Genomic DNA, 15,670 nt, shown 5'->3' with positions numbered 1-15,670 from the left:
GGCCTTGCGCGGTTTCTAGTCTTTTACGTCTCGAGCAGCGTTCAGCGGTTCGAAAGCAGCGGCTGTTTCCGGCCAACGATCCGGCCCTGTTTCCAGGCTGTGCGTTTCGGGGTAACGGCGGGAAGGTAGTCAATTGTCATATTGCGCCCGAAATCCAGTTTCCGTCTTGAAAAATTTCCGCAAGGCGGCAAATGCATTGCGAAGGAGCGTCACTCAATTGTAAATGTATTGCATGACAAATTGGCTGCCTGATCCCTCCGCCCTTAGCTCCCCTTTGCATACCAGCCTTGCCATTGCCATTGCGAAGGCGATCTCGGAGGGGAAACTGCCAAAAGGCACCCGGCTGCCGACTCACCGAAAGCTGGCCGAGGAACTTGGCCTAAGTGTTCACACGGTAAGCAAGGCCTATGAAAACCTGCGGCGGCAGCGGTTGATCGACGGCCAGGTCGGGCGTGGCAGTTATGTCCTGGATCCGGACACTCCGGATGATCAGCCGTTTCAGCTCAGTTCCGAGCGCGGCCGCAATTTCGATCTGTCGATTTCACGGCCTGCCTTCTCCCAGCGCCATGCAGAGCTGTTTCAGCAGACGCTGACAGAGCTGCCTCAAGGGCTGGACCCCAGCTATTTTCTGGCCTGCCGTCCGAATGTCGGGCATGATGCCCATAGGGCTGCCGGGGAGAGGTGGCTGCAGATTTGCGGGCTGGATGCACCGGCAGAGCGGATCATCATGACCAATGGCGTCAGCCATGGCATGTCTGCTGCGCTGTCCGCGCTTACCCGGCCAGGCGACACAGTTGTGTCGAGCCGGATCACGCATCACCTCCTGGTTTCCGGCTGCTCCTACCTTGGGCTCAATCTCGCCGGAGTTGACTGCGACGAAGATGGAATCCTGCCGGACGCCTTGGACAGGCACTGTTCTGAGAGCAATGCTAAGGTATTGTTCCTGCTTCCATCTTTAGCCAACACAACAGCAGAGATGATGCCAGAAGAGCGCCGTCTGGCATTGCTGAAGATTGCCCGCAAACATGACCTGCACATTATCGAAAACGATGCTTTCGGCCCCGTTGCCGAGGACCGGCCCATTCCGGTTGCGGCCTTGGCGCCTGAACGCACGATCTATCTGACGACCTTTACCAAATGCACCGTTTCCGGCTTGCGGGCGGGCTACATGGCGGCGCCTGAACACCTGCTGCCGGCACTAACGGGGCGGATTGTCGTATTCGGCTGGATGGCAACGCCGCTGATGTGTGAGATCGCCACCCGCTGGGTACAGGACGGTACCGCGCTGGAGCTGGCCCGCTGGCAGCGGCGCGCCTTGGCGGAGAGGTATGAAATCGCGTCGCAAGCGCTGCAAGGCCGCCAATGGCGGGGACATCCGTCAGGGCTGCACCTCTGGTTGCCCCTGGACTCCGGCTGGACCACTTCCAGCTTTGTGTCTTATGCCCGCGAACTCAAAGTTGCTGTCGCTCCGGATGCACCGTTTCTGACACCCAAGACTCCGCCTCAGAACGCGGTACGGATTTCCCTGGGCAGCGTCCAGGACATAGGCCGCTTCAAACAGGCCATGGAACTGCTTGGCGGCATGCTGAACCGCCCGCCTGAGGGAGTGGCGCCGCTGGCCTACTAGCATTGTCATGCGACAATAAAAAAATTGACATGCAGTACAATTCCTAACAAGTCTGTCGCAGCGGTGCGCAGGCACCCATGAGACTTGGGAGGAAATCATGGCTCAATCCATCACATTCACCTTTGGGGCCATTGCGGCCGCGGGGATTGCACTGACTGCCGGCACAGCTGCTCAGGCAGACACCTGGCGTTATGCCTTTGAGGAGGCGATGACCGACGTTCAGGGCGTCTATGCTCAGAAATTCAAAGAGGAAATCGAGGCGAACTCGGATCACGAGATCCAGCTGTTTCCCTATGGCACCCTGGGTGAATCCGCCGATATCATGGAACAGACCCAGGACGGCATCCTGCAGTTCGTGGACCAGTCGCCGGGCTTCACCGGATCGCTGATTCCCGAGGCGCAGGTGTTCTTTGTGCCCTACCTGCTGCCCACCGATCAGGAGCACTTGGCGCGCTTCTACAAGGAGAGCAAAGCCATCAACGGCATGTTCAAGCCGCTGTATGCCGCACAGGGGCTGGAGCTTTTGAACATGTTCCCCGAGGGCGAAGTGGCGATGACCACCAAAACCCCGGTCACCACCTGCACCGACCTGAACGAAGTGAAGTTCCGCGTCATGACCAATCCGCTGCTGGTGGAAAGCTACAAGGCCTTTGGCGCCACCCCGACGCCGCTGCCCTGGGGCGAGGTGTACGGCGGGCTGCAGACCAATGTGATCCAGGGGCAGGAAAACCCGACGTTCTTCCTCTATTCGACCAAGATTTACGAGGTGACCGACTATATCACCTATGCAGGCCACAACAATTTCACCACCGCAGTGATGGCCAACAAGGACTTCTATGACGGCCTCAGCGCCGAAGATCAGCAAGTTGTCCAGAACGCGGCGCAGGCCGCCTATGACCACACGGTGGTCTATCAGCAGCAGGCGGCGGAAACTGAGCTTGCCAAGATCATGGAGGCCAAGCCGGAGATGAAAGTCACCGTGCTGACCGATGAGCAGCGCAGCTGCTTCAAGGATGCGGCGGCTGAAGTCGAAGCCAAATTCATCGAGATGACCGGCGACAGCGGCGCTGCGATCCTGGAGCAGATGAAGGCAGACCTGGCGGCAACCGCAAACTGACGCCAGCACTGCAAACGCCGCTGAGCAGGTGCTGTCTGCTCAGCGGCCCGCGGACCTTCGGAGGAAGCTATGCTCACGCATGAGTCAGCGCTGCCCGGCTTTCTGGGCGTGATCGACAGTGCCATCAGCCGTACAGAGTCATTCCTGCTGGCAGCTGGTGTGCTGCTGATGGCCGCCAACACCGTGGCCAATGTGGTGGGCCGATTTGTGCTGGGACACTCGATCTTTTTTTCCGAAGAGCTGAACCGGATCCTGATCATCCTGATTACCTTTGCGGGCATCAGCTATGCGGCGCGCAACGCCCGCCACATCCGGATGTCCGCCATCTATGACCTGCTGCCGCCGCATCTGCGCAAGGTGATGGTCGTGGTGATCTCGCTGGTCACCGCGGGCTTTATGTTCCTGCTGTGTTTCTATGCGGTGAAATACATCGGTGCGCAGGCCTCGCGCGGGCGGGTGCTGCCCGCGTTGCAGATACCGGTGTGGACTATCCTGGTCTGGGTGCCTGCGGGATTTTTCATGACCGGCATTCAATACCTGCTGACTGCGGTGCGCAATCTGACCTCTCCCGGCATCTACCTCTCGACCCACGTGCAGGAAGGGTACGAGGACGCCGAAGAAATCGAAATCTGAGGACCTGCCCATGGCTGCTGCCATCTTCCTGACCATGATTGTCCTGCTGCTGCTGGGCTTTCCGATGATGATCCCGCTGATTGCCGGCGCCTTCATCGGCTTTCTGATGCTGTTCGGCGACCTGGCCCGGACCGAAACCATGGTGCAGCAGATGATGGCCGGCATCCGGCCCGCGTCGCTGATTGCGGTGCCGATGTTCATCTTTGCCGCCGACATCATGACCCGCGGCCAGTCGGCCGGGCGGCTGATCAATGTGGTGATGGCCTATATCGGTCATATCCGCGGCGGGCTTGCGATCTCCACCGCTGCGGCCTGCACCATGTTCGGCGCGGTCTCGGGATCGACTCAGGCGACGGTGGTGGCCATCGGCTCCCCCTTGCGGCCGCGGATGCTGCAGGCAGGCTACAAGGACAGCTTTGTGCTGGCGCTGATCGTGAATGCCAGCGACATCGCCTTTCTGATCCCGCCCTCGATCGGCATGATCATCTATGGTGTGGTGTCCAGCACATCAATTGCAGAGCTTTTCATTGCTGGGATCGGGCCCGGCCTGCTGATCCTGGTGCTGTTTTCCCTCTATGCCTACATCTATGCAGTGCGCAACAACGTGCCGACAGAGCCGAAAGCCACTTGGGCCGAGCGTTTGCAGACGATGCGGCAGGCGCTGTGGCCAATGGGGTTTCCGGTGATCATCATCGGCGGCATCTATGGCGGCGTGTTCAGCCCGACAGAGGCCGCCGCAGCCTGCGTGCTTTATGCCCTGATCCTAGAGGTCGGCGTGTTCCGGTCGATGACTCTGGCCAATGTCTATGACACGGCTAAATCCACCGGGCTTGTAACGGCCATCGTGTTCATCCTGGTGGGGGCAGGCGCTGCGTTCTCCTGGGTGATCTCCTTTGCGCAGGTGCCGCAGCAGATCCTGGGGGCCATCGGCATTGCCGAGATGGGGGCCATCGGCGTGCTGTTCGTGATCTCCATCGCCTTCTTCTTCGGCTGCATGTTTGTCGACCCCATCGTGGTGATCCTGGTGCTGGTGCCGGTTTTTGCTCCGGTTGTGAAATCAGTTGGCCTTGATCCGGTGCTGGTCGGCACCATCATCACGCTGCAGGTCGCCATCGGATCCGCCACGCCCCCATTTGGCTGCGATATATTCACGGCCATCGCGGTCTTCAAACGCCCCTATGCCGAGGTCGTGCGCGGCACGCCGCCGTTCATCCTGATACTGCTGGGCGTGTCGGTGGCGCTGATCTTCTTCCCGCAGATTGCGCTGTTCCTGCGCGACCTGGCCTTTGCCAAGTAAGGATGCCCGGATGTTCACATCTATTCTGGTGCCGTATGACGGTTCGCAGGGAGCTGAGGCCGCCTTGGTCAAAGCGACAGAGCTGGCGCGGCTGTGCGATGCCGGTCTGACACTGCTTTCGGTCTACCGCCACCATTCACTGCTGGAGGCCTCCATGCATATGGTGGGTCCCGATCAACCGGATGATCTGGACGACATCATGCGCCGCCATGCCACCGAAGTGGCCGAGCGGGGCAAGGCACTGGCGGCGGCCAGCGGCATTACCGCCCCCCGTGCCTTTGTCAAAGCCGGCCCGGTTGCCCGCACCATCACCAGCTTTGCCAGGGAACACGGCAATGATCTGATCGTGATCGGCAGCCGGGGTCTTGGATCGCTGGAAGGCGTGCTTTTGGGCAGTGTCTCGCACAAGGTGACCAGCCTGGCAGAAACCCCGGTTCTCATAGTTTAGGAACGAACATGGCTCTAGATATCCGCTCCACACCGTCGCGCATTCCCGCCCGGCTGGACGCCCGCCCGGTAAAAAAGCAGATCGCCTTGGTGGCACTGGCCACCGATCATACGTCTGAGCGCGACTTCGCCCGCATCTGTGATCCGGATCAGGTTGGCGTCTATGTGAACCGCATCGAATTCGAAAATCCGACCACCAAGGAAACGCTTCTGAAGACCGGGCCGCGCCTGACGGCGGCCGCAGCACAGATCCTGCCGGATGAACAGGTGGATGTGGTCGCCTATGGCTGTACCGCGGCGTCTATCGTGCTGGGCAATGATGCCGTGACCCGGCATTTGAACGCCGCCAAGCCAAATACGCCCTGCGTCACGCCGAGTTCTGCTGCCTTTGACGCCTTTGCAGCCCTTGGCGCAAAACGGGTGTCCTTGCTGACTCCTTACAGCCCGGACGTAACCGATGAAATGGCGCAGTACTTTGCGGCGCATGGTCCCGAAGTTGTCAGCGCAACCTGCTTTGGGCTGACCGACGACCGGCAAATGGCTCGGATCTCCGAGGACAGCATCGTTGAGGGCGCGATTGCGGCCTGCGACCCGCAGGCAGACGCGCTGTTTCTCTCTTGCACCGCCCTGCGTGCAGCCACCTGCGTGCAGCGGATCGAGGACCGCCTCGGCAAGCCCGTGGTCTCCTCGAACCAAGCGATGATCTGGCGCTGCCTGCGTCTGGCAGGAATTACCGATCCTGTGCAGGGTTACGGCAGGCTTTTTGAACTATAATCAGGCTGAACAGGTCCAATGACAAAGAATATCACTCTTCAGGACAGCGTCCGGGCCCGGGCCCGGATTGCTGGCCGCATCCGTCAAACGGCGTTGCTTGACTCGCCCTCCCTCAGCAGGCTGAGCGGCGGGCAGGTGTCGCTGAAGCTGGAAAGCACTCAGATCACCGGCAGTTTCAAGCTTCGCGGCGCCACCAATGCGGTGCTGTCCCTGACAGAGGAACAGCGCGCGGCAGGCGTGGTGGGCGTCTCCACCGGCAACCACGGGCGCGGGCTGGCCTATGCGGCGGCGCAGGCCGGGGTACGCTGCATCATCTGCATGTCGGAATTGGTGCCGCAGAACAAGGTCGAGGGCATCAAGTCCCATGGCGCCGAAGTGCGCATCCTGGGCCGCTCGCAGGATGATGCGCAGGTGGAGGTCGACCGGCTTGTAGGTGAAGGCATGACCATGCTGCCGCCCTTTGACCACCCCGATATCATTGCGGGCCAGGGCACCGTTGCGCTGGAGATGCTGGAGCAGGCGCCGGATCTGGAGACCGTTCTGGTGCCCTTGTCCGGCGGCGGGCTGATTTCCGGCGTGGGCATGGTGCTGAAAGCGGCAAACCCGGATATCCGGGTCATTGGCATCAGCATGGAGCGCGGCGCGGCGATGTATGAATGCCTGAAGGCGGGCAAGCCCATACTGGTCGAGGAAAAGGCAACACTGGCCGACTCTCTGGGTGGCGGGATCGGGTTGGACAATGCCCATACCTTTGAGATGACCAAAGCGTTTGTTGATGACGTGGTGCTGGTCACTGAGGCTGAAATCGCCGCCGCAATCCGCCATGCCTATTTCGAAGAACGCCAGGTGATCGAAGGCTCCGGCAGCGTCGGCATCGCAGCGCTGCTGGCGGGTAAGATCGAAAACCCGGGGCGTTGCGTGTCGCTGGTCAGCGGCCAGAACATCGCCATGGACCTGCATAAACGCATCATCGACGGTGAAGACGTAGATGTGGAAGCCGAGACAAAGGGAGGCGCAGATGCCTGACATCAGAATCCTGACCGAGGCGGAGCTGCGCGATCTGGTGCCGCTGGACCTGGACGCGGTGGATTGTGTCGAACAGGGCTTTACAACGCTGGCCGGGGGCAAGGTGGTGATGCCGCCGATCATGACCCTGCCGGTGCCGGATCATAACGGCGAGGTTTGCGTGAAGACCGCCTATGTGCCGGGCATTGACAGCTTTGCGATGAAGATGAGCCCCGGTTTTTTCGACAACCCCAAGATCGGCCTGCCCAGCACCACCGGGCTGATGGTGGTGTTTTCCAGCAGGACCGGCCTTCTTCAGTCGTTGCTCCTGGACAATGGCTATCTGACGGATGTGCGCACCGCTGCGGCCGGCGCTGTTGCCGCACGCCACCTTGCGCGCGCGGGTGCGGCGCATGTCTGTATCATCGGCGCAGGTGTGCAGTCGAAGATGCAGCTGAAAGCAATGACTCTGGTACGCGATATCAAAAGCGCCGTGATCTGGGCGCGGGACGGGGCCAAGGCCGAAGCCGCGGCCGCCAGCCTGCGCCAAGAACTGGGGATCGAAATCACCGTCAGCGCGGATATCGCCCAGGCGGTTGCATCGGCGGATATCGTGGTCACCACAACGCCCGCCGCTGACCCTGTCCTTCAGGCTGACTGGCTGCAGCCGGGCCAGCTGGTTGTCGCCATGGGCTCGGATCAGGAGCACAAATGCGAGCTGGAGCCTGCCTGTCTGGCCAGGGCGGACCTGTATGTCCCTGACAGCCAGTCCCAATGCGCCGTCAAGGGCGAGCTGCGCAGCGCCATCGAAGCCGGGCTGATTGCCCCGGAACAGAGATTTTCGGAACTTGGCAGCATCACCGCCGGCCAGGCCGCCGGACGCCGCTCGGACAGCGACCTGATCATTGCCGATCTGACCGGCACCGGCGTTCAGGACACCGCAATCGCAACTCTTGCTGGCCACCGCGCAGATGCGGCGGGGGCCGGTGCCTCTTTCACCAGCTGATCAATCAGGAACCACGCATATGGCAGACCCCAAGCTGTATTTCTCCCGCGCGGAATATCAGGCGCGCCTCGACAAGACCCGGGCCGAAATGTCCCGCCGCGGGCTTGATCTTCTGATCGTCACGGACCCCTCGAACATGAACTGGCTGACCGGCTACGACGGCTGGTCCTTCTATGTGCATCAATGCGTTGTCCTGGGCCTGGAGGGAGAGCCGCTTTGGTACGGCCGCGGCCAGGACGCCAACGGCGCGCTGCGCACATGCTTCATGGATCCCGCCAATATCATCGGCTACCCGGACCATTACGTGCAGTCGACCGAACGCCACCCGATGGATTACCTGTCAGCGCAGCTGAAGGACCGCGGTCTGGACGGCGGCACTATCGGCGTCGAGATGGATAATTATTATTTTACCGCTGCGGCATATGCCTCCCTGCAGGCGCATCTGCCGAATGCGCGCTTTGCCAATACCAACTCTTTGGTCAACTGGCAGAGGGCGGTGAAATCCGAGGCCGAGCTGACCTACATGCGTCAGGCAGGCAAAATTGTTGAGCGCATGCATCAGCGTATTTTCGAGCGTGTCGAGCCGGGGATGCGCAAATGCGATCTGGTGGCGGATATCTATGATGCCGCCCTGCGCTATGACGCGGATCTTGGCTTTGGCGGCGACTACCCTGCAATTGTGCCGCTGCTGCCTTCGGGGCCGGATGCCGCCGCACCGCATCTGACCTGGGACGATCTGCCGATGAAATCCGGCGAAGGCACGTTCTTTGAAATTGCCGGTGTCGTTCACCGCTACCATTGCCCGCTGTCGCGCACCGTGTTCCTGGGCAAGCCGACGCAGACCTTCCTGGACGCGGAAAAGGCGGTGCTGGAGGGCATGGAGGCAGGGCTTGAGATGGCCAAGACCGGCAACACCTGCGAAGATATCGCCAAGGCGTTTTTCAAGGTGCTGAAGAAATACGGCATCGAGAAGGACAACCGCACCGGCTATCCGATCGGCGTCAGCTACCCGCCGGACTGGGGTGAGCGCACCATGTCGCTGCGTCCGGGCGACACAACGGTTCTGGAAGAGAACATGACCTTCCACTTCATGACCGGCCTCTGGATGGAGGATTGGGGCTTTGAGATCACCGAAAGCATCCGTATCGGGGCTGACGGGCCGGAATGCCTGTCCGATGTGCCGCGCAAGATGTTTGTGAAGGACTGAGCCATGAAGCCAAACCCGATTTCCCCCACCATCCCGCTGGATCAGGATGGGGTGCACCACGGCTTTCTGAAACTGCCCTACAGCCGGGATGACTCGGCCTGGGGGTCTGTGATGATCCCGCTGACGGTGATCAAGAACGGCGAGGGGCCGACCGCGCTCTTGACCGGCGCCAACCACGGCGACGAATACGAAGGCCCGATTGCGCTGCACGAACTGGCCGTAAACACCAAGGCAGAAGACGTGACCGGCCGGCTGATCATCGTGCCGGCCTTCAACTATCCGGCCTTCCGCGCAGGCACGCGCACCTCGCCCATCGACAAGGGCAACATGAACCGGTCGTTCCCGGGCCGCCCCGACGGCACTGTAACTGAGAAAATCGCCGATTACTTCCAGCGTACATTGCTGCCGCTGGCGGATCTGGCGGTGGACTTCCATTCCGGCGGCAAGACGCTGGACTTCGTGCCCTTTGCCGCCGCGCATATTCTGGAGGACAAGGCAACGCAGGAAGCCTGCTTTGCCGCGATGAAGGCATTCAATGCGCCCTATTCGGTGGAGCTCTTGGAGATCGACAGCGGCGGCATGTACGACACCGCTGTTGAGGAAATGGGCAAAGTTCTGGTCACCACCGAACTGGGCGGCGGCGGCTCTTCCACGGCGCGCAGCAATGCGATTGCCAAAAAGGGCCTGCGCAATGTGCTGATCCATTTTGGCATCCTCCAGGGTGAGATGCAGCTGGATGAGACCGTGAAGCTGACCATGCCGGACGATGACTGCTTTCTGTTCAGCGAGGGCGATGGGCTGTTTGAGATCATGGCGGATCTGGGCGAACCAGTTGCCAAGGGCGATCTGCTGGCCCGCGTCTGGCCGCTGGACCGCTCCGGCCAGCCGCCGGTGGAATACCGCGCCCGCCGTGCAGGCCTGGTGATCAGCCGCCATTTCCCGGGGCTGATCAAATCCGGCGACTGCGTTGCGGTTGTCGGTGTCTCTGGCGTCTGACGGGACCTGGATTATGCAACTGGACCAGCGCGATCTCGAAATTCTGCGTGTGCTCTCGACAGAGGGCCGCATCACCAAGACCGCGCTGGCCGAACAGATCGGCCTGTCCCCTACGCCTTGCTGGGACCGGTTGAAAAAGCTGGAGCAGGCCGGGCTGATCGAAGGTTACGGCGCCCGCATCAACCTGAAAAAACTGGCACCGCATGTGACGGTGTTTGTGGCGGCAGAGATTGCCGACCACACCGCTGCCAGCTTCCGTGCCTTTGAAGCGGCAATGCAGCGCTATGACGAAGTCACCGCCTGCTGGGCCCTGGGAGGCGGGTTTGACTATCTTTTGCAGATCGTCACCCGCGACATCGACGCCTATCAGCGGCTGATCGACGAGATGCTGGACGCCCGTATCGGCCTCAGCCGTTACTTCACCTATGTGGTCACCAAACCGGTCAAAGGCGCGGGCGCGCCGCCCTTGGATATTCTGCTGGGGCAGGCATGACGCCGCGGTGCTTTTCTTATGCCAGTTGCCGGGGCGCAGCTGTTTCTTCTGCCCGCCCGCCGAACTTCAGTCACATTCTCTGCTGCGAGCAGGCAGAATTCTCTGCATGATCTGAGGAGGATATCATGACGGAGACCGCCCTCTCGGCCCGCGGCGACATCGCTGACAAGGCACTAATTCGTTCTTTTTCATACATTAATGGCAGGTGGTGCGGCGCTGGAAACGGCGAATGCTTTCCCGTAACCGATCCGGCGGATGGCTCTGAGCTGGGACATGTCGCGAGCCTCCCGGCAGAGGAATCCTCTGTTGCGGTGGATGCAGCGCAGTCCGCGTTTCCAGCCTGGGCGGGGATGCTGCCGCAGCAGCGCGCCGCCATCCTGCGCCGCTGGTATGCGCTTCAGCTGGAGCACAAGGAAGATCTGGCCCGCATCATGGTTCTGGAACAGGGCAAACCCCTGTCGGAGGCGCGCGGCGAGATCGATTACGGCGCGGCCTTTGTGGAATTCTACGCCGAGGAAGCCAAGCGCCCTAATATCGAAGGCGTGACCAGCCACCTGCCTGATGCTGAGGTGGAGCTGTGGCGCGAACCGGTGGGGGTGGCAGCGCTGATCACGCCCTGGAATTTCCCCTCGGCGATGCTGACCCGCAAGGCGGCGGCGGCACTGGCGGCAGGCTGCACCGTGGTGGCGCACCCGTCGGGCGAAACCCCCTTCAGTGCGCTGGCGCTGGCGGAGCTGGCAGAGCGCGCGGGCTTTCCGCCCGGCGTGTTCAACGTGGTGACCGGCCACGCACCCGCCGTCGTGGAACCCTGGACCCGCGACCCCCGCGTGCGGGCTCTGTCCTTCACCGGTTCGACCAGCATTGGCAAGCTTCTGTACCGGCAATCTGCGGACACCGTAAAACGGCTGGTGATGGAGCTGGGCGGCCACGCGCCGGTGATCGTCTTCAAGGGATGCGACCTGGACAAGGCGGTGGGCGAAGCCATCAAGGCCAAGTTTGCCACCTCCGGCCAGGACTGCCTGGGCGCCAACCGGATCTTTGTCGAACGCCCGGTCTATGCCGAGTTCTGCACCAGGTTCACCCAAGCCGCCAAGGCGCTGACCATTGGCCGGGGGATGGATGATTGCGACCTCGGCCCGCTGATGAATGAAAAGGCCGTGCAAAAGCAGGAAGAGCATGTTGCAGACGCATTGGCCAAAGGCGCCACGCTGGCCTGCGGCGGCAAACGCCATGTGCTGGGACCGCTGTTTTTTGAACCGACCGTGCTGACAGATGTGCCGGCCGATGCGCGGATCATGTCAGAGGAAACCTTTGGCCCGGTCGCCCCGATCACCCCCTTCGACACCGAGGAGGAGGTCATCGCCCGTGCCAATGACAGCGAATACGGGCTGGTGGCCTATGTCCACAGCCACGATCCGCGCCGCATCTACCTCCTCAGCCGGGCGCTGCAATACGGCATGGTGGCGGTGAACCGCACCAAGGTGACCGGCGCGCCGATCCCCTTTGGCGGTGCAAAGCAATCCGGCCTGGGGCGCGAAGGCGCCCGGCTGGGCATGGAAGAATTCACCGAGATTAAATACGTCTGCCGCGACTGGGCCTGAACCTTCCGCGGAAAGGAAAGGAAGCAAAATATGCTGAAGAACGATCAACTCGACCAGTGGGACCGCGAGAATTTTTTCCACCCTTCAACCCATCTGGCCCAGCACGCTCGCGGAGAAAGCCCGAACCGGGTGATCAAGACCGCCAGCGGTGTCTTTATCGAGGACCGGGATGGCAACAAGCTGCTGGACGCCTTTGCCGGCCTATACTGCGTGAACGTGGGCTATGGCCGTCAGGAAATCGCCGAAGCTATTGGCGATCAGGCCAAGGAACTGGCCTATTACCACTCCTATGTGGGCCACGGCACCGAGGCCTCGATCACGCTCGCCAAGATGATCCTGGACCGGGCGCCCAAGAACATGTCCAAGGTCTATTTCGGCCTTGGCGGCTCTGACGCCAATGAAACCAACGTCAAGCTGATCTGGTACTACAACAACATCCTGGGGCGGCCTCAGAAGAAAAAGATCATCTCCCGCTGGCGCGGCTATCATGGCTCCGGCCTGGTCACCGGCTCGCTGACCGGGCTGGAACTGTTCCACAAGAAATTCGATCTGCCGGTAGAACAGGTGATCCATACCGAGGCACCGTACTACTACCGCCGCGATAATCTGGAGCAGAGCGAGGAACAATTCGTCGCCCATTGCGCGGCTGAGCTGGAGGCGCTGATCAAACGCGAAGGCGCCGATACCATCGCCGCCTTCATCGGTGAGCCGGTACTGGGCACCGGCGGCATCGTGCCGCCGCCTGCGGGCTACTGGCAGGCCATTCAGGCCGTGCTGAAGAAACACGACATTCTGCTGGTGGCGGATGAGGTGGTGACGGGCTTTGGCCGCCTTGGATCGATGTTTGGCTCTGATCACTATGGGATCGAGGCGGATATCATCACCATCGCCAAAGGCCTCACTTCTGCCTATGCACCGCTTTCGGGCTCCATCGTCTCGGACAAGGTTTGGAAGGTGCTGGAGCAGGGTACTGATGAAAATGGCCCGATTGGCCATGGCTGGACCTATTCCGCACACCCGATTGGCGCGGCGGCGGGGGTTGCGAACCTCAAGCTGATTGATGAGCTGAACCTTGTCAGCAACGCCGGGGAGATTGGCGCCTATCTGAACGCCACAATGGCAGAAGCGCTTTCCGGCCATGCACATGTTGGCGAAGTCCGCGGCGAGGGGATGCTCTGTGCGGTGGAATTTGTGAAGGACAAGGACAGCCGCACCTTTTTTGACGCCACGGACAAGATCGGCCCGCAGATCTCCGCCAAGCTCTTGGAGCAGGACAAGGTGATTGCCCGGGCCATGCCGCAGGGCGACATCCTGGGCTTTGCCCCGCCTTTCTGCCTCAGCCGCGCTGAGGCAGACCAGGTGGTTGCCGCCACCCTGCGGGCCGTCAAAGCAGTGCTAGGCTGATTGAGCCCCCTGACAGGGAAAGGGCCGGCGGACGCCGACCCGATTCACGTTTTTCTGCAGGCTGCCGGATGTAAAAAGATGCGCCTGGCAGGAATTCACATATTTAAACCCGAAAATGCCCGCTACTCTCGCAAAGCGCTGACATCTGCCGTTGGAACAAATCTGAGGAACTTACGCTTTGTCCCGCGCTGTGCAGGTCCGGGTCCTCTTCCTCGCTGCGGACGGCACAAAGGGCCAGTATTCCCGCTGCGCGGCATCCGCGCGCCCGCGATCGCAAACCGGCACCGAGAGCTTCCGGCTCAGCCCTGTTTCCGCCTGCCCGGTCCGCAATCTGGCGATCCGCTGAAATCCGGCACGTGCTTTTCTGCCCAAGGGTCTAACTGCCCGCGCGCACTTCCCGCAGCCCTTGCAGCACCTGCCTGATCTGCTCCAGCGCCGGATTGTCCGGCAGATACAGCGCCTTGCAGCTGAGGTGTATCGCCGGCGCCTCCTCCACTGCGTAAACCTGGCCGGCCGCCAGCGCCTCTGCCGCCATATAGGCCGGAAAATACCCCATGCCGCCCCGTTTCATCAGGTAACGCAGCCCCATCGGCGCATTGCCCAGCACGATGTGCTGGCGGCTGCGCTGCGGCAAAACCTCCTGCAGCTGCGCCGCATATTCGCGTCCGAACTCCAGATTGATGAACAGGGGCAGCGCATCCCGGCCCAGCCGCAGCGGCCGGTCCGCCACCAGCACCAGCGCTTCCGGTGCCAGTTCCTCGACGCCCAGCCGGGTGCCCGCCGGCACCTCGTTGACAATGGCCAGGTCCAGCAGCCTGCGCGCCACCGCCTCGGCCATGTTCAGCCCGTGATCGTAATTCAGGGTAAAGGGCACCATGCCCTCTGCCCGCTCCAGCCAGACCGCCACATCCACCAGCAGCGGATCCCAGACCGACAGCTGCGCCCCCAGCCGCAAGGACACCCGCCCCGCCAGGCTGGCCCGCAGATCACCGGAGACAAACTCCCAGGTGCGCATCATCTGCTCTGCATAGGGCAGGAACTGCCGGCCCGCCGCCGACAGCCGGGTGCCGCCAGGGCCGCGCTCGAACAAGCTGGCGCCCAGCGCCTCCTCCAGCGCCTTGATCCGGGCACTGACCGCGGTCTGGGTAATGTTCAGCGCCCGCGCTGCACCGTGAAAACTGCCGGCGGCCTCGATGGCCAGAAAGGTTTCAAAGGCGTTGATCTGCATGTTGATCAATATTTCCGATCAGTTTGAGCAAATCAATTCGTTTTCCTGCTCAGAATGGACAGGCTACGCTGCTGACAGATCAACCAAAGGACACGCGCCATGCTGGACAAAAGCCACAAGCCAAACTGGACCAGTTTCGAAGAAGCCACGCCCGAGGACTGGGCCGCGGTCGAAGCCTATGAGGAAGCCTATAACGCCGCCCTGCCCGACCGCATCCTGGATGCCATCCGTTCGCTGGACGAGGACTGGACCCCCTACCCGGTGAACCGCTACCAGCACTCGCTGCAGGCCGCGACCCGCGCTTGGGAGGACGGCGCCGACGACGAGATCATCGTCGCCGCCCTGGTGCATGACACCGGCGACATCCTGTCGCCCTACAACCATGGTGAATTGTCGGCGGCGATGATGAAGCCCTATGTCAGCGAGAAGACATACTGGATCCTCAAGCACCACTGCGTGTTCCAGGGCTTCTACTACAACCACCACTTCGGCGGCGACCGCAACGCCCGCGACAAATACCGCGACAGCCCCCATTGGGAAGACTGCCGCTATTTCTGCGAGAAGTATGACCAATGCGCCTTTGACCCGGACTACCCGACCAAACCGCTGGAGTTCTTCGAGCCGATCCTGCGCAAGGTCCTGTCGCGCGGCTGGGGCCACATGGAGCTGGCGGAGACAGCTGAGGACTGAGGCCGCCACTCAGGTTTTGCGCCGGGCTGCGCCCGTCGCCACGGGCCAGGGGGGGGGGGGAGGTTGTGGGGCCTTGCCTGCTCCCCAAAGGACGCCTCAGTTTTTTCTCTCCCCAGGCAAGAGGGGGGGGGGGGGTGTTTCGAAA

At 61.6% G+C, this 15,670-nt stretch carries 15 protein-coding genes; 14 read left to right on the top strand and 1 reads right to left on the bottom strand.

Annotated features, from left to right (window positions below):
• Nucleotides 1-232 precede the first annotated feature (232 nt).
• The 13 genes from ehuR (at nt 233) to ACXAHG_RS19955 (ending at nt 13,607) form a co-directional block, all read left to right on the top strand.
• Nucleotides 233-1,627, top strand: coding sequence for a MocR-like ectoine utilization transcription factor EhuR (ehuR, locus tag ACXAHG_RS20015; protein ID WP_475040412.1), 1,395 nt, complete (start codon nt 233-235; stop codon nt 1,625-1,627).
• Between the two features lie 97 nt (nt 1,628-1,724).
• On the top strand, nt 1,725-2,744 hold the full coding sequence (locus ACXAHG_RS20010) for a TRAP transporter substrate-binding protein (protein ID WP_475060145.1): 1,020 nt from the start codon (nt 1,725-1,727) through the stop codon (nt 2,742-2,744).
• Between the two features lie 69 nt (nt 2,745-2,813).
• Complete coding sequence (locus tag ACXAHG_RS20005) at nt 2,814-3,377, top strand: TRAP transporter small permease (protein WP_475060143.1); 564 nt, start codon at nt 2,814-2,816, stop codon at nt 3,375-3,377.
• 10 nt (nt 3,378-3,387) lie between these two features.
• The gene (locus ACXAHG_RS20000; protein ID WP_475060141.1) at nt 3,388-4,674 is read left to right on the top strand and encodes a TRAP transporter large permease; all 1,287 of its coding nucleotides are present in this window, start codon (nt 3,388-3,390) and stop codon (nt 4,672-4,674) included.
• Between the two features lie 10 nt (nt 4,675-4,684).
• A complete protein-coding gene (locus ACXAHG_RS19995; RefSeq protein ID WP_475060138.1) occupies nt 4,685-5,122 on the top strand; it encodes a universal stress protein in 438 nt (145 codons plus the stop codon).
• 8 nt (nt 5,123-5,130) lie between these two features.
• On the top strand, nt 5,131-5,895 hold the full coding sequence (gene eutA / locus ACXAHG_RS19990) for an ectoine utilization protein EutA (RefSeq protein ID WP_475060135.1): 765 nt from the start codon (nt 5,131-5,133) through the stop codon (nt 5,893-5,895).
• Nucleotides 5,896-5,913: 18 nt separating this feature from the next.
• The gene (eutB, locus tag ACXAHG_RS19985; protein ID WP_475060133.1) at nt 5,914-6,921 is read left to right on the top strand and encodes a hydroxyectoine utilization dehydratase EutB; all 1,008 of its coding nucleotides are present in this window, start codon (nt 5,914-5,916) and stop codon (nt 6,919-6,921) included.
• Nucleotides 6,914-7,906 carry an ectoine utilization protein EutC gene (gene eutC / locus ACXAHG_RS19980; protein ID WP_475060131.1) on the top strand — a complete coding sequence of 331 codons (993 nt, stop codon included), beginning with the start codon at nt 6,914-6,916 and terminating at the stop codon, nt 7,904-7,906. Before eutB ends, eutC begins: the two co-directional genes overlap by 8 nt.
• Before the next feature lie 19 nt (nt 7,907-7,925).
• A complete protein-coding gene (gene doeA, locus ACXAHG_RS19975; protein ID WP_475060129.1) occupies nt 7,926-9,113 on the top strand; it encodes an ectoine hydrolase DoeA in 1,188 nt (395 codons plus the stop codon).
• 3 nt (nt 9,114-9,116) lie between these two features.
• A complete protein-coding gene (doeB, locus tag ACXAHG_RS19970; protein ID WP_475040396.1) occupies nt 9,117-10,109 on the top strand; it encodes a N(2)-acetyl-L-2,4-diaminobutanoate deacetylase DoeB in 993 nt (330 codons plus the stop codon).
• A gap of 13 nt (nt 10,110-10,122) precedes the next feature.
• The gene (locus ACXAHG_RS19965; RefSeq protein WP_475040394.1) at nt 10,123-10,602 is read left to right on the top strand and encodes an Lrp/AsnC family transcriptional regulator; all 480 of its coding nucleotides are present in this window, start codon (nt 10,123-10,125) and stop codon (nt 10,600-10,602) included.
• A 125-nt stretch (nt 10,603-10,727) separates the two neighbouring features.
• On the top strand, nt 10,728-12,203 hold the full coding sequence (locus ACXAHG_RS19960) for an NAD-dependent succinate-semialdehyde dehydrogenase (RefSeq protein ID WP_475060127.1): 1,476 nt from the start codon (nt 10,728-10,730) through the stop codon (nt 12,201-12,203).
• A gap of 30 nt (nt 12,204-12,233) precedes the next feature.
• On the top strand, nt 12,234-13,607 hold the full coding sequence (locus tag ACXAHG_RS19955) for an aminotransferase (RefSeq protein ID WP_475040391.1): 1,374 nt from the start codon (nt 12,234-12,236) through the stop codon (nt 13,605-13,607).
• Nucleotides 13,608-13,983: 376 nt separating this feature from the next.
• On the opposite strand, the gene ACXAHG_RS19950 is transcribed toward ACXAHG_RS19955, so the two are convergent.
• Nucleotides 13,984-14,835 carry a LysR family transcriptional regulator gene (locus ACXAHG_RS19950; RefSeq protein WP_475060124.1) on the bottom strand — a complete coding sequence of 284 codons (852 nt, stop codon included), beginning with the start codon at nt 14,833-14,835 and terminating at the stop codon, nt 13,984-13,986.
• A 99-nt stretch (nt 14,836-14,934) separates the two neighbouring features.
• Here ACXAHG_RS19950 and ACXAHG_RS19945 point away from each other — a divergent pair, with 99 nt between their 5' ends.
• A complete protein-coding gene (locus ACXAHG_RS19945) occupies nt 14,935-15,525 on the top strand; it encodes an HD domain-containing protein (protein WP_475040387.1) in 591 nt (196 codons plus the stop codon).
• The last annotated feature ends 145 nt before the right edge of the window (nt 15,526-15,670 follow it).

This window comes from Leisingera sp. ABD4_442, from assembly GCF_056160905.1.
Note: the sequence above shows the minus strand (reverse complement) of the source record. Positions and strands in the feature narration are given on the sequence as shown.